At 43.4% G+C, this 16,580-nt stretch carries 19 protein-coding genes; 12 read left to right on the top strand and 7 right to left on the bottom strand.

What is annotated here, in order from left to right; all coding sequences use genetic code 11:
* Positions 1-7 precede the first annotated feature (7 nt).
* The 6 genes from OCK74_RS17455 to OCK74_RS17430 all read left to right on the top strand — a co-directional run bounded on the left by OCK74_RS17455 (position 8) and on the right by OCK74_RS17430 (position 6,369).
* The gene (locus OCK74_RS17455; RefSeq protein WP_279298353.1) at positions 8-415 is read left to right on the top strand and encodes an ester cyclase; all 408 of its coding nucleotides are present in this window, start codon (positions 8-10) and stop codon (positions 413-415) included.
* A gap of 43 nt (positions 416-458) precedes the next feature.
* Positions 459-2,804, top strand: a complete 2,346-nt coding sequence (locus tag OCK74_RS17450; protein ID WP_279298352.1) for an ATP-dependent helicase — start codon at positions 459-461, stop codon at positions 2,802-2,804.
* Positions 2,805-2,818: 14 nt separating this feature from the next.
* Positions 2,819-3,814 (top strand): 2-hydroxyacid dehydrogenase, encoded by a 996-nt coding sequence (locus OCK74_RS17445; protein ID WP_279298351.1) that lies wholly within the window; start codon positions 2,819-2,821, stop codon positions 3,812-3,814.
* Between the two features lie 182 nt (positions 3,815-3,996).
* A complete protein-coding gene (locus tag OCK74_RS17440; RefSeq protein WP_279298350.1) occupies positions 3,997-4,743 on the top strand; it encodes a hypothetical protein in 747 nt (248 codons plus the stop codon).
* Between the two features lie 99 nt (positions 4,744-4,842).
* Positions 4,843-5,685, top strand: a complete 843-nt coding sequence (locus tag OCK74_RS17435; protein WP_279298349.1) for a hypothetical protein — start codon at positions 4,843-4,845, stop codon at positions 5,683-5,685.
* Positions 5,686-5,772: 87 nt separating this feature from the next.
* Positions 5,773-6,369 (top strand): NifU family protein, encoded by a 597-nt coding sequence (locus tag OCK74_RS17430; protein WP_279298348.1) that lies wholly within the window; start codon positions 5,773-5,775, stop codon positions 6,367-6,369.
* An 87-nt stretch (positions 6,370-6,456) separates the two neighbouring features.
* Here the strand turns inward: OCK74_RS17430 and OCK74_RS17425 are convergent, their stop codons facing one another.
* Positions 6,457-6,831: a SnoaL-like domain-containing protein gene (locus OCK74_RS17425; RefSeq protein ID WP_279298347.1), complete on the bottom strand. Its 375-nt coding sequence runs from the start codon at positions 6,829-6,831 to the stop codon at positions 6,457-6,459.
* 187 nt (positions 6,832-7,018) lie between these two features.
* Between OCK74_RS17425 and pnuC the strand changes: the two genes are divergently transcribed.
* The 3 genes from pnuC to OCK74_RS17410 are packed head-to-tail and all read left to right on the top strand — an operon-like array spanning position 7,019 to position 9,944.
* Positions 7,019-7,675 carry a nicotinamide riboside transporter PnuC gene (gene pnuC / locus OCK74_RS17420; protein ID WP_279298346.1) on the top strand — a complete coding sequence of 219 codons (657 nt, stop codon included), beginning with the start codon at positions 7,019-7,021 and terminating at the stop codon, positions 7,673-7,675.
* Positions 7,672-8,256, top strand: a complete 585-nt coding sequence (locus tag OCK74_RS17415; RefSeq protein WP_279298345.1) for an AAA family ATPase — start codon at positions 7,672-7,674, stop codon at positions 8,254-8,256. The genes pnuC and OCK74_RS17415 overlap by 4 nt, the downstream gene beginning before the upstream one ends.
* Positions 8,257-8,279: 23 nt before the next feature.
* The gene (locus OCK74_RS17410; protein WP_279298344.1) at positions 8,280-9,944 is read left to right on the top strand and encodes an ArnT family glycosyltransferase; all 1,665 of its coding nucleotides are present in this window, start codon (positions 8,280-8,282) and stop codon (positions 9,942-9,944) included.
* Positions 9,945-10,002: 58 nt separating this feature from the next.
* Here OCK74_RS17410 and mutL read toward each other — a convergent pair whose 3' ends face one another.
* Complete coding sequence (gene mutL / locus OCK74_RS17405) at positions 10,003-12,012, bottom strand: DNA mismatch repair endonuclease MutL (protein WP_279298343.1); 2,010 nt, start codon at positions 12,010-12,012, stop codon at positions 10,003-10,005.
* Positions 12,013-12,145: 133 nt separating this feature from the next.
* Here mutL and OCK74_RS17400 point away from each other — a divergent pair, with 133 nt between their 5' ends.
* Complete coding sequence (locus OCK74_RS17400; RefSeq protein WP_279298342.1) at positions 12,146-12,373, top strand: hypothetical protein; 228 nt, start codon at positions 12,146-12,148, stop codon at positions 12,371-12,373.
* 50 nt (positions 12,374-12,423) lie between these two features.
* Complete coding sequence (locus OCK74_RS17395) at positions 12,424-12,585, top strand: hypothetical protein (RefSeq protein ID WP_279298341.1); 162 nt, start codon at positions 12,424-12,426, stop codon at positions 12,583-12,585.
* Between the two features lie 4 nt (positions 12,586-12,589).
* On the opposite strand, the gene OCK74_RS17390 is transcribed toward OCK74_RS17395, so the two are convergent.
* Together OCK74_RS17390 and OCK74_RS17385 are read right to left on the bottom strand one after the other, a co-directional pair.
* A complete protein-coding gene (locus OCK74_RS17390) occupies positions 12,590-13,177 on the bottom strand; it encodes a DinB family protein (protein ID WP_279298340.1) in 588 nt (195 codons plus the stop codon).
* Between the two features lie 58 nt (positions 13,178-13,235).
* Positions 13,236-13,775, bottom strand: coding sequence for a Crp/Fnr family transcriptional regulator (locus OCK74_RS17385; protein WP_279298339.1), 540 nt, complete (start codon positions 13,773-13,775; stop codon positions 13,236-13,238).
* A 138-nt stretch (positions 13,776-13,913) separates the two neighbouring features.
* Between OCK74_RS17385 and OCK74_RS17380 the strand changes: the two genes are divergently transcribed.
* Positions 13,914-14,930 carry a potassium channel family protein gene (locus OCK74_RS17380; RefSeq protein WP_279298338.1) on the top strand — a complete coding sequence of 339 codons (1,017 nt, stop codon included), beginning with the start codon at positions 13,914-13,916 and terminating at the stop codon, positions 14,928-14,930.
* 17 nt (positions 14,931-14,947) lie between these two features.
* On the opposite strand, the gene OCK74_RS17375 is transcribed toward OCK74_RS17380, so the two are convergent.
* The 3 genes from OCK74_RS17375 to OCK74_RS17365 all read right to left on the bottom strand — a co-directional run bounded on the left by OCK74_RS17375 (position 14,948) and on the right by OCK74_RS17365 (position 16,511).
* A complete protein-coding gene (locus OCK74_RS17375) occupies positions 14,948-15,382 on the bottom strand; it encodes a hypothetical protein (RefSeq protein WP_279298337.1) in 435 nt (144 codons plus the stop codon).
* Between the two features lie 169 nt (positions 15,383-15,551).
* Entirely contained in the window at positions 15,552-15,854 is a 303-nt protein-coding gene (locus tag OCK74_RS17370; protein WP_279298336.1) for a DUF1330 domain-containing protein, read from the bottom strand.
* 18 nt (positions 15,855-15,872) lie between these two features.
* Positions 15,873-16,511, bottom strand: coding sequence for a DUF502 domain-containing protein (locus OCK74_RS17365; RefSeq protein ID WP_279298335.1), 639 nt, complete (start codon positions 16,509-16,511; stop codon positions 15,873-15,875).
* Positions 16,512-16,580: the final 69 nt, after the last annotated feature.

The following is a 16,580-nucleotide window of genomic DNA, read 5'->3' as shown; positions in this document are numbered from 1 at the left end:
TTTTGTTATGTCAAATAAGAACACTACGCTCTGTCATCGGTGGTTTGAACAGGTTTGGAATCAGGGACGCGAACAGGCAATTGACGAAATGTTTGATACGAATGGAATCGCTCATGGTATCACGGATGAAAATAGCCCCAAAGGCGTAGAAGGATTCAAATCTTTCTACAAAGACTTTCGCACCCAGTTTTCAAATATCCACATCACCTTGGATGATGTTGTTTGTGAAGAAGACATTGAAACAGCCCGCTGTACGGTAAATGCAACCCATACAGATAGTGGAAAGGACGTGAATTTCAAAGGAATTTCCATGGTAAGAGTAAAAGATGGGAAAATAATTGAAGCCTGGAACCACTTTGACTTTTTAGACTTGTACCAGCAACTGGGTCACACTCTGCTGCCTCCGCAGGCTTAATTCATCCGTAAAATCCGGGCTCCCCTCCGTACCTTTGCCGACTATGCAAGACTATTTGAAGGGACTGAATGACCACCAACGTAACGCCGTAACCACTACCGAAGGGCCGCTAATGATCGTAGCGGGCGCCGGCAGCGGAAAAACCAAAGTATTGACTACCCGTATCGCCCACCTTTTGGCCAAAGGGGTAGATGCCTTTAATATACTCGCGCTGACTTTTACCAACAAGGCTGCCGCCGAAATGAAAGAGCGGATCGAACACATTTTAGGCAGCAAGGAAGCCCGCAACCTCTATATCGGTACCTTTCACTCCGTGTTTGCCCGCATCATGCGCAGCGAGGCACACCGGCTGGGTTACCCAAATTCATTCACGATTTATGATACAGACGACGCCAAAAGCGTGATTAAAACCGTTGTGCAGGAGCTGAACCTCGACGTACAGCACTATAAACCCAACGCCGTTTACAACCGCATTTCAGGAGCCAAGAATGCCTTGGTGGGCCCGGCAGAATATAACAATGATTACCACATCCAGCAGGAAGATATGAGGGCCAATCGTCCAATGATGGCTAAGATCTATGCCGCTTATGCCCAACGCTGTTTCAAAAACGGCGCTATGGACTTTGACGACCTGCTGATCAAAATGTACGAGCTGCTGAAAAACTTCCCGGAAGCACTGCACAAATACCAGCATAAGTTCAAATACATCATGATCGATGAGTACCAGGATACCAACCCTGCCCAGTACGAGATCATCAAACTCCTCGGTGCTGTGCACGAAAATGTGTGCGTTGTGGGTGATGATGCCCAGAGTATCTACTCCTTCCGCGGTGCTACCATTCAAAACATCCTCCAGTTCAGGCAAGACTATGATGATGTGAAGGTGATCAAACTGGAACAGAACTACCGCAGTACGCCCAACATCCTGACTGTGGCCAACGAAGTGATCAAAAACAACAAAGGCCAGATTCCAAAAGATTTGTGGACCGAGAACAAGCAGGGTGATAACATCCGCCTGATTCGTACCATGTCCGACAATGAGGAGGGAAAGTTTGTGGCCGATGCCATCCAGGAACAAAAACTGCGCAATCATTATAAGAATAAAGATTTCGCCATCCTGTACCGCACCAACGCCCAAAGCCGTTCATACGAGGAAAGCCTCCGTCGCATGAACATAGCTTACACCATCTTCGGTGGCCTTTCGTTCTACCAGCGCAAGGAGATTAAAGACTATGTGGCTTACCTGCGACTGATCGTAAATCCTAAGGATGAAGAAGCGCTGAAGCGTATTATCAACTATCCTGTTCGTGGTATTGGTAAAACTTCTGTTGACAAGGCTGTATTGGCTGCAAATGAGAACAATATCTCTATGTGGGAGGTGTTAGAAAATGCGGCAAGGTTTGGCTATAAAGCCGGCACGCTCCAGTCAATCGAAGAATTTGTAACGATGATCCGCAGTTTCCGGAGCATGCTGGATACCAAAAATGCCTACGAAATCGCTTTCCATGTAGGTAAACAAACATCTTTTGTAAAGGAACTTTTCAACGATAAAAGTACCGAAGGCGTTCAGCGCTACGAGAACGTTCAGGAGTTGTTGAACTCTATCAAGGAGTTTACCGAAACGCCAATGAGTGAAGAGAGTGGTGAAGTGGGAGATAAAGGCCTGGCTACTTACCTGCAACAAATTACACTGCTCACCGATGCAGACCAGAAAGATCCCAATGCAGACACTGTTAAACTAATGACCATCCACGCTGCTAAAGGATTGGAGTACCCGGTGGTATTCGTAGGTGGCTTGGAAGAAGGACTGTTTCCTAGCGGCTTAAGCATCAACACCAGGGAAGAACTGGAAGAAGAACGCCGTCTCTTCTACGTGGCTATTACCAGGGCCAAGGGAAGGTTGTATTTAACCTATGCCAATACCCGCTATAAGTTCGGTTCATTGACCGCTAACGAGCCAAGTCGCTTTATTGACGAAATCCCTCAGGATTACCTGGATCGCAGCTTTGCAGGTGGCGGAACAAGAAATCAAAGCTCCTCAGGTTGGGCCAACAGTAATGCCTTTGAACGCATGAAAGGCGCAGGTAGCAGCACGGGAAGCAGCTTTGCCAGGAAGGCAGAGCCAAAGCCGGAAAAAACTTTTGTCTCCTCTTTGGCCAGTAGTAATGCCAAGCCTAAAGAGGTGGCACATACGCCTTCATCCAACTTTGTACCTAGTGACATTGCGGAACTGCAGGTAGGCAGTCGCGTTGAACACCAGAAGTTTGGTTTTGGCGAAGTGGTAAAACTAGAAGGTTCTAACCACAACCCTGTAGCTACCATCAAGTTCGACGTCAACGGAGAAAAGAAGATCATGCTCAATTACGCCAAACTGATGATACAGAAATAATTGCACTATTCACCATGAAAGTTTCCTTTTTCTCTGCTCAACCTTACGATAAGGAATTTTTCACACAGCATAACAAACACTACGGGTTTGAACTGGAATTTTTTGATGTCACTTTGGACGCTCAAACAGTTGGTCTGGTTCAAAATGCAACAGCCGTTTGTGTCTTCGTCAATGATAAAGTAACAGCCGATGTGATAAAGGCATTGGCTGTTAAAGGTGTAAAAGTGTTGGCACTAAGATGTGCGGGCTTTAATAATGTTGACCTGCAGGCTGCAAATAATTTAGGGATGCGTGTATGCCGGGTTCCTGCTTATTCTCCGGAAGCTGTAGCCGAACATACTGTCGCAATGATATTGACCTTGAATCGTAAAACACACAAAGCCTACAACCGCGTACGCGAACAGAATTTCTCCCTCCAGGGGTTAATGGGATTTGACTTGCATAATAAAACCATTGGTATTATAGGCACGGGCAGAATTGGCCAGGCCCTTTGTCGGATCATGAAAGGTTTCGGCTGCCGCATCCTTGCATTCGATTTGATTGCCAATAAGGATATGGAGAGAGAAGGTGTTGAATACGTTCCCCTGATTACACTGTTGCAACAATCAGATATCATTTCATTGCACACACCTTTAAACGAACAAACAAGACACCTGGTTAATAAAGAAACACTTGCCTTCACAAAACGAGGTGTCATGATCATCAACACTGGCCGTGGTGGACTGATTCACACAAAGGACGTTATTGATGCTTTGAAGTCTGGCCATATCGGCTATCTGGGCGTTGATGTATACGAGCAGGAAGAGGGCTTGTTCTTCCGCGACCTCTCCAGCGATATTATTATAGATGATATGATCCAACGTTTAATGAGTTTTCCAAACGTATTGGTAACAGCGCACCAGGCCTTCTTTACAAAAGAAGCCATGGACCAGATTGCCGAAACTACCTTATACAATATCAAAGCAATTATGGAAAACAAAGCAGCTGAACTATCTGGCATGCTTGTTTGAAATTGACCTTTCCCAGCAGTTGCCTCTATTTCTTTTACTTCAATTAAACCTTTCGCCTGTTCTTTAATCTAAGTATGATTTTCTTATAACATACTCATTATCAGTACAAAAAAATATTAGCACATCATTAAACCCTTGATCTTTTTTCCGCTCTTAGAATACAAACCAACAAATTCGGAATTATGAAATCAAGTAAGAAAATGATGCTCGTAGTAGCAGCGACCCTCGGCGCAGCAACAACATTTGCTCAAGTGAATTTAGGCGTTACCAATACGACCGCTGTAACAAAATCTGTACATGCTTCCGCAGCACAGTCTGCCACACGCACTGCCGCACAGGCAGCAACAAAAGCTTCTGTGAAAGCCTCGGGTGCAGCTTCGGCAAGTGCAGCTAAAGCAGCTCAGGTGAATCCTTCTACCAATGCAAGAGTAAATGCACAGGCTTCTGTTCATGCCTCGGAGAACGCAAAGGCACATGCGAATGAAAATTCTGCGGTCTTCGGTGCTAAAACAGAAACTACTACCCAAACAAATGATGGTGTAACAGTAGATGCTTCAGATGCTATCGAAAACACTCAGGACGGTGCTACCCAGGTGAAAGATAAGGCTGTTGTTAAAAAAGATGCAACCGTAAAAACTTCTAAAGAAGTAAAAGCTAAAGCTGAGAAGAAAGCTAAAGCCCGTGTTGAAAAGACAAAGGAAAAAAAGGAGAAAACTGAGGCAGATGTAAAAGCTGAGGCCCGCAGCAAATCTCAGGCGGCTGTTCACGCTTCAGACAATGCAAAAGAGCATGCGAATGATAATTCTGCAGTCTTTGGCGCTAAGTCTGAAACTTCTTCAGATGTAAATGTTCAGGCTGACAAAAACAGTGTTTCTGGCCAGGGAAAATTGAAAACTAAGACCTCCGCTAAGGCAGGCAAAAAAGAATAAAATTTAGGTCATTAACTTACGAAAACACTCCGTTCCCTCTTAATCACACACGCAACATCCCATTCCTTAACCGGGTGGGATGTATTTTTAAAGCCCCACATGATGAAAAATATTTTCTCTATTATATTAATAGCCTGCATTTTTATATCCAGTGCTAACGCCCAGGAAAGTGATGTTCAAGACAGTACCAGAGAAAAAGGGCTGGCCTTCAAGATCAGCCTGAACTACAACAGCGGGTTAAACTATTATGGCCGAACGGACAGCATGACAAGCAGCGGGATCTTTCCGATGGCAGAACTCTGGTTCTCTCCAAAGGTATATATCAATGCTGCCCCTGTTTTTGTGCACAATCAAATTTCAGCGCTGGAATATGCCGGGTCAGTGGCAACGATCGGCTACCTATACAGTTCCAATAAATGGCTGTCCCATCTCTATGCAATGAAACCTTTTTACAAGGAAAGCAGCCAATTGGTGCAATCCGCATTGAAAGCACAAACTGGTGCCAGCTTTAGTTTTTTAAATAAAGTAGTAAATATCACTGCGGGTGGCGATATGAAATTTAGTGATAAGATCGACTTCGGCGCTACCGCCGGATTGGATCATATTTTCCGCATGCAGCGTGGCCAAAGTGTTTTGGTCTTGAATCCTTCATTATTTGTAAATGCCGGCACTCAAAATTTTACTCGCTCTTATAAAAAGAAAACCGGTGGCGTGTTAAACAGGCGTGAGCAGCAGGTGACCGAACAAATCCAGGCATTCAATATTCTTTCCTACGAAGCCTCCCTGCCTCTGATCTATTCAAAAGATAAGTTCCAGGTTTTGGTTACACCTGCCTACGTGATCCCTCAAAACCTTATACAACTACCCGACCAGCCTGAACAATCCGAATATGGTAAAAATATGCTCTATACAACGGTTACCGTGAAGTATACTTTTAAATAGCCTCAGCCTATATTAAGCTTTCTTTCGAATTTGAAACCTTAATCTTGGCACAATAGTTTGTAAATTTGCTATTTAAACTGTGTTATTATGATTAAAACCGGAAATCCCATCATCAGCATATACACCGAAATGACGCCCAACCCGGAAACAATGAAGTTTGTGGCCAACAAACTCCTCTATCCTGGTAAAAGCATCGATTTCCCAGATGTGGAAAGTGCGAAACCCTCGCCTTTGGCGTTGGAACTGTTTGGATTCCCCTTTATTAAAGCGGTGTTTGTTGCGTCAAACTTTGTTACGCTGACAAAAACGCCTGAAACTGATTGGAATGATGTAATTCCTGCCATCCGCCAGTTCTTGAAAGAATACCTGGAAGAAGGCAAGCCGGTAGTGAATGAAGATGAAGTGGCTGCCATCAAGCCAGAAAGCAGTAATGCCGTAGATGCAGATGACACCGATGTGGTAAAACGTATCAAAGAACTTCTGGACAACTATGTACGCCCGGCAGTTGAAATGGATGGCGGCGCTATCCAGTTTAAAAGCTATGACGATGGTGTAGTAAACCTGATGTTACAGGGAAGCTGCTCTGGTTGCCCGTCAAGTATGATCACCTTGAAAGCTGGGATCGAAGGAATGATGAAACGCATGATTCCTGAAGTTAAGGAAGTTGTGGCCGAAGCTGAATAAGACCGCGGCAATAAATATTAAATCACAAACCCTGTCATTGACAGGGTTTGTGATTTAATAGAATAAGTAAATAAATCTTGCAGTCTTTTAATAGAAAAACTGCTCTTTTACAATCTTTCCATCTTTTACTTCATATACAGCCAGTTCTTCCATCTTTGAACGGCCCCTGCCTTTAAAGGTCGCTTCAAGGGTCAATCCTAAACTAATGTAGTTGCCGGCAACAATCGGGTTGGTGATGGATACGTCGTGCGTTTCTTCTACCATTTCCTGGAACTGCTGGCCTTTCTTCCTAATGGCATCAATACCTTTTACGGATTGCAATCCTTCTGCATGCTCGGGCTCAATACTTTCTGCATGCTCTGCATATAATTCGTCTTGAGCAATTCCAAACTTGCCTTCGCGGCAAAGTTCTACAAGATGGTCGGCTACCTGTTGGGTAGTCAATGTGGTTTCAGTAGTCATAATATTTGGTTTGGGGTTTGAAGTGAGAAGTTCAAGCTATTTTTTCAATTTGCAAATTAATAAATAGTGAACCAGCCGCTCTATTGACACATTTTTACTGACTGTCCCGTTTTATGGAATTGCTAAATCACTCATTTTCAAATGATATCATTTACAAATTATCACATTCGCGTCCTACCTTCACACCATGTCTTTGCAAGAGTTTTGGCAGCAGTTTGTCACCGGCATGCAGCAAACATCTTTACTGGAGTACATAGCAGTTATAGCCGGTATCGCCTCAGTTTGGTTTTCTAAGAAAGAAAATATACTCGTTTACCCTGTAGGCCTTATAAGTACGATCATATATGTTTACCTCAGCTTCAAAGGTCATTTGATAGGAGAAGCCAGCGTGAATATCTATTATTCAGTTTTGAGTATTTACGGCTGGGTGCTTTGGGCCAGGAAAGACAAACAGCACCACCACATATTACACATTACGTACTCCGATAGAAAAGAATGGATACAGCAACTATCTTTTTGTACAGTATTATATATTGTCATTTTCTTTGCCCTGGTTTTTCTGAAAAATTACTTCTACCCTGGAGTAATTCCCGCTGCTGATGCTTTTGCTTCTGCCACAGCTTATACTGGTATGTGGTTGATGGCTAAAAAGAAAGTAGAAAGCTGGTACTGGTGGCTTGCTACCAACATGGCATCTGTGCCTTTATACTTTGTAAAAGGCTTCGTATTTACCAGCGTCTTCTACATCGTACTCTTCATAATGGCTGTTTTCGGCTTAATGGAATGGAGAGAACGGGCTCTGAAACAGCGCAGTAAAGTAATACTTGAATGGGAAGGCGCATGAAAAACATAAGGAAAATCGTCATCCTGGGACCGGAGTCCACAGGTAAAAGCACCTTGTGTGCACAACTGGCCGCGCATTACAACACGATCTGGTGTCCAGAGTATGCCCGTGAATTCCTGCTCCAGATCAAACGGCCCTATACATACGACGACCTCCTGCTCATAGCCAAAAGCCAGCTTACCTTGGAAGATAAATACACCTCCATGGTCAATGAGAATATTTCTGATGATTCACCATTCACCATTCACCATTCACCACGCCCTCTCTTCATCGACACCGACATGAATGTAATGAAGATCTGGTGCGAAGTGGTCTTCGGCGATTGCCATACTTGGATATTGAAACAAGCTGCTACCCGCCAGTACGATTTGCATCTGCTTTGTAATGTGGATCTGCCTTGGGTGAAGGACGAACTGCGTGAATATCCCGACCTGGAGTTTAGAAAGAAATTATTCAAAATGTATAAAGACCTGCTGGTAAACAGCCATTATAAATGGGCCATTGTATCCGGCTCCTACACCGAACGCCTCCAATCAGCCATCAACATCATTGATCGCGAATTTGCAACCGGCTCCCATTAACAATATTTCAATAGCACCTCTTCATGAAACAATTACCAAAACATCACCGCCTGCTTTTTTATGGTCTCTGGATTTTGATCAACTGGCTGCAAGCCGGCTTTACAGAGCTGCAGGACGATGAAGCTTATTACTGGATGTTCTCCAAATTTCTCGACTGGGGTTACTTCGACCATCCGCCCATGACTGCTCTGATCATCAAAATGGGCTATGCCATTTTTGCCAGTGAACTGGGTGTGCGCTTCTTCATCGTGGTGCTCAGCACACTCACCGTTTACCTGTGCGAACTTCTTATAGAGCAAAAAAATACCGCCCTGTTCTATGCAATCTGTCTCTGCACAGCAGTTCTTCAGATTTCAGGCTTCATGGCTGTACCCGATATCCCCCTGATGTTTTTTACGGCACTTTTCTTCCTGGCATACAGAAAGTTTGTACAGCAGTCCACAATTTCCAATACAGTCTTGCTGGCAATTGTCGTAGCAGGTTTGCTATATAGTAAATACCATGCTGTACTGATTATTTTCTTCACCCTGCTGTCCAATCTGAAACTGTTGAAACGCTGGCAAGTGTACGCAGCCGGATTGATCGCACTGGCACTCTATGTGCCGCACCTTTGGTGGCAATATCAGCACGACTGGATCAGCTTCCGTTATCACTTGTTCGAAAGCAATGTCAATCCTTACAAAGTTTCCTTTACACTCGATTATATCGCAGGACAACTGTTGATTGCAGGTCCTTTGGCTGGCCTCATCTTCTGGCCGGCCACTTTTATGTATCGCCCGGCAAATGACACAGAAAGAGCATTGAAATATACTGCCATCGGCATCTTCTTCTTTTTCTTCCTGAGTAGTTTTCGCGGCCGTGTAGAAGCCAACTGGACCGCCCCGGCGATTATTGGCATTATTGTATTAAGCCACCAGTATGTACTCAAACATGTCAAAGCAAGACAATGGGTTTTCCGCCTGGCACCTATTACTTTGGTGATAGTGCTGGCAGCAAGGTTCTTGATGGTGGTTGACCTGGTGCCAGGCAAGGCAGTTCGGGACCGCTTTCACCAGTATAAGGAATGGCCCCAGGTATTGCGGCAGAAAACAAACGGCCTGCCTATTGTATTGAGTAGTTCCTACCAGAAGGCATCTAAGTATTGGTTTTACTCAGGGCAGCCCACCTATTCCTTGAATGAATACAACAAGCGCCGCAACAATTATAATTTCTGGCCGGTGGAAGATTCTTTATTAGGCAAACCGGTTTTTATATGGGATGCAAATGATTCTTTGGCAATGCAGGATTCTATACCTTCTTCTGTGGGTGTCATTCATTACAGCTATGACAGCAGCTTTCATTCTTTTACCAAGATCATGATAAAGGCAGAAGAACGCAACTACACCATCGGTGAAAACGAGCCGTTGAACATAAAGGCAACAGTTTCTGTACCCCCATACTACAAAAGTTATTTGCAGCAACACCCTCAAATAGACTTCCCTGTAAAACTGGGCGTATTTGAAATGAACAGCCTGTTAAAAGATATTCCTGCGAACATAACCTTACAACAACTGGTTCAAAAAGAAGCACACGCTTTTACCCTGCCGTTGCAACTACCAAAAGGTAAATATTTCCTCCGTTTCGCCATCGGCTCCGACGGAGGCTGGTTCACCCACAACAGCGATAAAATAAATGTAGAAGTAAGATGAAATCAACATTCACGGCAACTCCAAACTTCAAACTTCAAACTCCAAACTTCAAACTCACTTACCTCCCAAACATCTTATCCAACTGGTCCTTTTTGAACTCCATATAAGTTGGCCGGCCTGATGGCGTCGTATTGGGCTGGCCACATGTAAACAGTTCTGCTACAAGGTGCTGCATTTCACTTTCGTTAAGTGGCACACCTGCTTTAATGGCTTGTTGGGCTGCTACAGACCGCAGCAGCATTTCTCGCTTCGATAGGCGCAGGTCGGTATTGAAATGTTTGTATTGCTCCAGTATTTTCTCCAGGATCACTTTTTCATTTCCATTCACCACATCTGCCGGCGCTCCCTGGATTACAAAAGCATTCTTTCCAAACGGCTCAATAGTATAGCCCATTTGTTGAAGACTGGGTAATAACTCTGTAAGCAAAACGGCATCACCCGGCGTTAATTCTATAGTGGATGGGAACAGGCTGCGTTGGGTAGCAATAGGTTTGCCCTGCATCGACTGCTGTAGCCGCTCATAAATGATCCGCTCGTGCGCCGACTGCTGGTGAATCAATAGGAAACCGTTCTCTGACGGCAGCAATATATAGGAAAAGAACAACTGCGTCAGAAATGCATTCTGGATCTTATTATTTGATGATTGAAGTTCTGAATTCAAGCTGCTTTGCCTGTGGATAAAAGGCGGTTCATCAACCGGTTCCACACGCTCATTGCTGGGACTTTTAAAATCCTGCATGGGAAATCCACCCAGATTACTTCCACCGCCAAAGCTGCTTCCTCCTCTACTTCCTGGGCCTCCACTCCAGCTTCCAAATCCTGTATTCCCGCTTCCCAATTCCCTTGCTGCACTCCCCGCTCCCAGTGTTCCTAAGTCAGATCGCCAGTTCTGAAGACCAGTTTCCAGGCTTTCTGCTCCTCTGCCTGGTTCAATTGCATGTGCCTGGTTAGCCTGTGTAAAGCTTTGAAAAATAGAAGATGATTGGGTACTGCTCTTGTCTTCTTCCGTAAATGGCTTTTGAACAGACTCCAGGCCTTGGATAGAAGCATCTAAATCAAAGTCCAGCGTGGGCGTGATGCTGAATTGTGCCAATGCATGCTTGATCGCTGCTTGCACAAATGCATACACGATCTTTTCGTCTTCAAATTTGATTTCCTGTTTGGTAGGATGCACATTCACATCCACCTGCGTCGGGTCCAGGTCAATAAAAAGCACATACATGGGAAAGCTGTCAGGAGCGATCATTTCCTGGTAAGCGCTCATAACAGCATGATTCAGGTAACCGCTCTTGATAAAACGGTTGTTCACAAAGAAGTACTGGTCGCCACGTGTCTTCTTGGCAGTCTCTGGTTTACCCACAAACCCGTAAATATTCAAGTAATCCGTATGCTCCTTCACTGATACCAGCTTAGTATTGTAATTATTGCCAAGCAGCTGTACCACCCTGTGCTTCAGTGTACCTGCATCCAGGTGAAAAAGTTGCTGCCCATTACTGGTGAGTGAAAAGAAGATGTTGGGAAATGACAGCGCAACCCGCATGAATTCGTCAATAATATGGCGCATTTCTGCTGCATTTCTTTTGAGAAAGTTGCGCCTCGCCGGAACATTGAAGAACAGGTTCTTCATGGCGATGGAAGTGCCTACTGGGGCCGCCACTGGTTCCTGCTTGGTCACCACGCTGTTTTCTATTTCTATATAAGTGCCCACTTCAGCATCCGCCTTTCTGGTGCGTAATTCCACTTGGGCAACAGCTGCAATGGAGGCCAACGCCTCGCCACGGAAACCCATTGTTCGGACATGAAATAGATCGTCAATATTTTTGATCTTGGAAGTCGCATGCCGCTCAAAACACATACGGGCATCAGTCTCACTCATGCCGCTGCCGTTGTCAATAACCTGTATCAACGACTTACCGGCATCGTTGATGATCAGTTTGATCTCTGTTGCGCCGGCATCAACAGCATTTTCCAGCAATTCCTTGATCGCACTGGCAGGTCTTTGAATCACCTCGCCGGCGGCTATCTGGTTGGCAATATTATCAGGGAGCAATAAAATTCTATCAGCCACGGTACTATCTTAATGGCCAAAAATACTGATTGTATTACGGAATTTACAACCTTACAACCCATTTTCACAATTCACTACCTCGCCATTGCACATTGCCCTATTACTTCCTAACTTAGAATATAAATTCAATTTTATGGTAAAGCATTATCCAATCGCGTTTACCTTGGAAAGCGGAACGCACGTTATAGTACACAATACCGGACCAGAAACTTACGAATTTACCCTGGAGCCCGCACATGGCCCATCCCGCCAGTTTACTTATAGGGACGACAGGAGTAAAACCGAAGTAGACGATGAACTGGATTTTGAGCAATTGGACGCTGTGCGCACCTTCTGGCTCAAAAATGAAGATGTTGTTTAATATCTGGCACCACCTATGCCCACCACTCCTTTCACCTAAGTAAACCCTAATTGCTCCTAAGAATACGCACCATTGACGGTACAACATTAGCTTCCAATGAATTAGCCATAATACCAATTGGTGCAGAGGTGGCATGCAGCATTAAAGCAGATAGCAGCAACTATGTCTTTACGGTAAACGGGAAAGCTGATAAGCCGGCTGAAGCCAGTTAGGGTATTACCCTACAGTTGATGTTGATAAATGCGGGCTCGTCCTGCCTGCATGGATTCTCTCCGCTTGTAATACATGCCTTTCAATGTGATAAACAAAAAAGCGGAAGGTGTCGCCAAGCCGTAGTTGGACCAACCCTGTCAGCGAAATAGCTGTTTTCGTTTTCGTAAGATCAACATGCTGTGCTTGTATCAGCAACGACTTCAATCGTTCCTGCTGCTTGAGGAACCTGTCTAAGGTCGTTGGCGTCAAGACCGAGTTGACAGGATTTTTATCTTTCGGCGACTTCATTTTATTCACCTTCCCATCTTTTACCTGCATCAGGTTGGCAAAATAATTACCAAGCAAGCCGCTTTTAAAAACAGTTGATGGTGCTTTGCTCTTATGAGCCAATATTTGCTTTTCGATTTCTACTAGGTAAAAGTCACCATATAGATTCAAGTGCTCAATACACTCCAATACACTCCACTCTGTTGCACTCTTCTTGTAATTCAATTGCTCAATAGACAATTCTTTAAATCTCTTGACAGCCCTGGTAGCCTTTTCTGTTCTGTTGAGGAGGTCTTCAATGAGAAGGTGTGTCTGTATTTGCATAATTGATTTTGTTTGATGCAAAGCTGAAAACAAAAGATAACAGCTTCCTTGATTGAGATCAAGAATTCCGGATCCTGCTCAAAGTTTCCGGTGTCATTCTAAGGTAAGACGCAATGTATTTCAAAGGTATTTCCTGGAACAGGTTGGGACTCCTTTCCAAAACCCGCCTTAATCTTTCCGAAGGTGAAACAGTGAGCAGGTCGATTTCTCTTTCAATTTGCTGGCACACCAAAGTTTCAAGTAAGGAGTTGTATTGTTTCAGGCGTTCATTGCTTTCATTGACGATATCTAAAAGCTGGCCTTTGGAAATAACCCTTAATGTCGATTTTCTAAGCGCTTCAATATAAAATTCTGAGGGCGTGCCCTTGATAAATGAATACAATGAATTGATAAATGAACCTTCATATCCAAAGCGAATGGTTTGTTCTTCAAACTCAGACAAATGAAAAACCCTGACCGCACCTGTTTCGATATAATAAAGGTTTTTTTCAATTTGTCCCTCCCTGATAAGAAATTCACCCTTTGATATTGTTCTTTGTTCTGAGATGATATCAAGGATATTGATCAGATTTTCGATAAATGCTTGACCGCTTGCCATTGTGTTCGTAGGTAGAAGTTGTAAGTTACATTCGTTACAATATAGGAAGCAAACTCCATAATTTTTTGCTTTCCTATAAACTTCTGGTGATATTTGATATCCGTTTTCAATTCATTAATAGCCTTCCAAGCCATTGATATGCCACAACTTGTAAAGACGCCTCCCTTCAAGAGATGGTTCCTGATGATCCTCGCTATTATCATTTTTGGTGTTTGCGGCTATATTATTATTGAAGGTTTCAGCCTGTTGGATGCATTGTATATGGCAATGATTACCATTACTACAATAGGCTATCATGAGATAAGGCCTTTATCTGAGCAGGGAAAGATATTTAATGTAATTTTTATCATTGCTTCTTTTTCAACGATCTCTTATTTACTAGCCAAATTAACGCAGTACGTTGTAAGTGGCGAACTGTCTCAATATTTTAAAACGAAACGTCTTATGCAGGCTTTGGAACAAAAGAAAAACCATGTGATTATTTGTGGTTTTGGCAGAAATGGGCAGCAGGCTGCCAAAACATTGAGAGCACACAAAATTGATTACGTGGTAATTGAAAAAAATCACAATACGCTGGACCATTACCTGCTGCATGACCCAAAATGTGTTTACTTAGTAGGAGACGCAACTGATGATGAGATCTTGGTCCAGGCTGGTGTCGAAAGAGCAAAAGCGATACTCGTAACCCTGCCTGAGGATGCTGATAATGTATTTATTGTCTTATCGGCAAGGTCCTTGAACCCTAAAGCGCAAATCATAGGGAGAGCTTCCAGTCATGGTGCCACCGCCAAGTTATATAAAGCTGGTGCAAACAATGTGATCATGCCGGATATGATTGGCGGCACACATATGGCCACCCTGGTATCAAAGCCAGATGTAATTGAATTCATTGACTTCTTGTCTGGTGAGGAGGGGGAGGCCATCCATATAGAAGCCGTGAATTATGATCAGTTGCCACCGCACGTCAGGGATAAGTCATTGAAGGAAATCATGAACTGGAAAAAAACCGGTGTAAACTGCATTGGTATCAAAGACGAACAAGGCAGGTTCAATATAAACCCCCCGGACACTATCATCATATCTCATGGCATGAAAGTGATCGTTTTCGGTACCCGTGAACAAATTTCCGCCATGAAAAAAAATGTAGGCGACTAATAAAATAAAAAGAAAGCTTATTTCCCCTTAATCCAAATCGTATCCACAATGCTCATATCGGAGTTGATGGAATCAAGGCTCCCCTCAACGATGTAATACGTCGGGGTGATCTTTAAAATCTGCACCACCGTTTGATGTCGGGTCAAAAAGTCTTTCTCTTCTTCAGTCTTTTCAGGGCCCCCTGAAAGATAAGTGGCAGAAAAGGTACAGTCACTCAGCCATTTTACTTTCCAATAGGAGGTGTCTCCGGTATTTATATTCAGCTCCTTTTGTAAGGTGTCTTGCCTGATCACCAGGTAGCGCTCACCTGACCGTTTGGAGTAAAATTGAAACTTCCCGTTTTTAATGTCCTTGCAGGAGATGGAATTTGATTGACACTGTATAAATAAAGTGGAAATAATAGGTATTAAAACGAAATGTCTTGATTGATAAATCCTCTGGAATAAATACATTTTTGAACAATTACCGGTAACGTCACTATGTGTATAAGGGTCTGTCGCTTTAAAGGTACTCATCCGCTCTAAAACCTCAAAATCTGGACGCCTTTGTTTATATTCTTAATTTCTTTGAATAACGGCCATTTCTTCCAAATCCCAGACGGTTGCTCGCGTTTTCGTTTCGTCAAAGTTTTGTTCCTTGGATTAATATTGAAGTCTTTATGGACTGGTCTTTTAAATGTAAAAATTTATTTCGCTCTTCGTCTTGTTTGAAGGCTTCAAAATCTTGCTCAATGCCAAACTCAACAAAGTGTATTTCGTATGGCTTGTCGATACAATACTCAATAAAGGAGTTTTCGTCGGGTCTGATTCGCAATAAAAGCCGACCGTTATACTTTGAAATGATTGGTATAGCAATGTCTTCAAATTGATGAAACACTTCCTCTTGCCCTTCTTTAATGTAAATGAGTTGTATTATATAGATCATTTTAATTTCTTCAATTTTTCAACGTCTTATACTATCATCCTCTTCACTGGTAGCTTGAAGAGGATCGCCTCCTTCAAAGTTCAAAAGCCCCTTTCCCAGGTTATTGATACTCGTCCGGAAAGCTTTTAGATCTGCATGCGGCAATGAATGAACTTTATTGCTTTCAATAAGATATATTTCCCCTTCTTTTACATTTCCAGCAGTTGGAACAAAAACGATGCATTTGTTATCAGTTGAGGAATCAACCACAAATCCAGGTTGCCACCTATTGTCCTTTTCTATCCATGCGGCATTTTCAAAAGGCAAAACCTCCTCCCTGATTTCGAGCGTCTCCATTGCCATTTCCCTGTATAAGGTGTATCCGGGAAGATGTTTTTGTAGACCGTTATCCATCCATTCGTACAGTGATTTAAAATAGGAATACCTTGAAAAAAAGCCACATAGCATGCAAATACAAATAATGATGAGCGCACTGATGATTGTGCCGCCCGAAATGCCAATAAAGCTTTTCAATCCAAATAAACTGGCGATTTTTGTCGAAAGGCCTCTTAAAGCCTCAGTTGTTTTTGTTAGCACTACAAAAACGATGAGCAAGGGTAACAAGAATATGGCACCTTCTATAAATGTGTTTTTGAGGCTATGGAATATTTTACTCATTACCGCAGTATTAATTTAGTAAAAAGCCGTAAACCCGGCCATAGTCAAGGCAAAAAGGATGAACCTTTT

This window comes from Paraflavisolibacter caeni (assembly GCF_025628885.1).
In the GTDB taxonomy this organism is placed as follows: domain Bacteria; phylum Bacteroidota; class Bacteroidia; order Chitinophagales; family Chitinophagaceae; genus Flavisolibacter; species Flavisolibacter caeni.
The sequence above is the reverse complement of the archived record's forward strand: the minus strand, read 5'-3'. Positions and strand labels throughout refer to the sequence as shown.

Excerpts from the sequence above, each read along its gene's own strand:
- OCK74_RS17455 (WP_279298353.1), top strand. The coding sequence starts at position 8 with ATGTCAAATAAGAACACTACGCTCTGTCATCGGTGGTTTGAACAGGTT.
- OCK74_RS17450 (WP_279298352.1), top strand. The coding sequence starts at position 459 with ATGCAAGACTATTTGAAGGGACTGAATGACCACCAACGTAACGCCGTA.
- OCK74_RS17445 (WP_279298351.1), top strand. The coding sequence starts at position 2,819 with ATGAAAGTTTCCTTTTTCTCTGCTCAACCTTACGATAAGGAATTTTTC.
- OCK74_RS17440 (WP_279298350.1), top strand. The coding sequence starts at position 3,997 with ATGAAATCAAGTAAGAAAATGATGCTCGTAGTAGCAGCGACCCTCGGC.
- OCK74_RS17435 (WP_279298349.1), top strand. The coding sequence starts at position 4,843 with ATGATGAAAAATATTTTCTCTATTATATTAATAGCCTGCATTTTTATA.
- OCK74_RS17430 (WP_279298348.1), top strand. The coding sequence starts at position 5,773 with ATGATTAAAACCGGAAATCCCATCATCAGCATATACACCGAAATGACG.
- OCK74_RS17425 (WP_279298347.1), bottom strand. The coding sequence starts at position 6,831 with ATGACTACTGAAACCACATTGACTACCCAACAGGTAGCCGACCATCTT.
- pnuC (WP_279298346.1), top strand. The coding sequence starts at position 7,019 with ATGTCTTTGCAAGAGTTTTGGCAGCAGTTTGTCACCGGCATGCAGCAA.
- OCK74_RS17415 (WP_279298345.1), top strand. The coding sequence starts at position 7,672 with ATGAAAAACATAAGGAAAATCGTCATCCTGGGACCGGAGTCCACAGGT.
- OCK74_RS17410 (WP_279298344.1), top strand. The coding sequence starts at position 8,280 with ATGAAACAATTACCAAAACATCACCGCCTGCTTTTTTATGGTCTCTGG.
- OCK74_RS17400 (WP_279298342.1), top strand. The coding sequence starts at position 12,146 with ATGGTAAAGCATTATCCAATCGCGTTTACCTTGGAAAGCGGAACGCAC.
- OCK74_RS17390 (WP_279298340.1), bottom strand. The coding sequence starts at position 13,177 with ATGCAAATACAGACACACCTTCTCATTGAAGACCTCCTCAACAGAACA.
- OCK74_RS17385 (WP_279298339.1), bottom strand. The coding sequence starts at position 13,775 with ATGGCAAGCGGTCAAGCATTTATCGAAAATCTGATCAATATCCTTGAT.
- OCK74_RS17380 (WP_279298338.1), top strand. The coding sequence starts at position 13,914 with ATGCCACAACTTGTAAAGACGCCTCCCTTCAAGAGATGGTTCCTGATG.
- OCK74_RS17375 (WP_279298337.1), bottom strand. The coding sequence starts at position 15,382 with ATGTATTTATTCCAGAGGATTTATCAATCAAGACATTTCGTTTTAATA.
- OCK74_RS17370 (WP_279298336.1), bottom strand. The coding sequence starts at position 15,854 with ATGATCTATATAATACAACTCATTTACATTAAAGAAGGGCAAGAGGAA.
- OCK74_RS17365 (WP_279298335.1), bottom strand. The coding sequence starts at position 16,511 with ATGAGTAAAATATTCCATAGCCTCAAAAACACATTTATAGAAGGTGCC.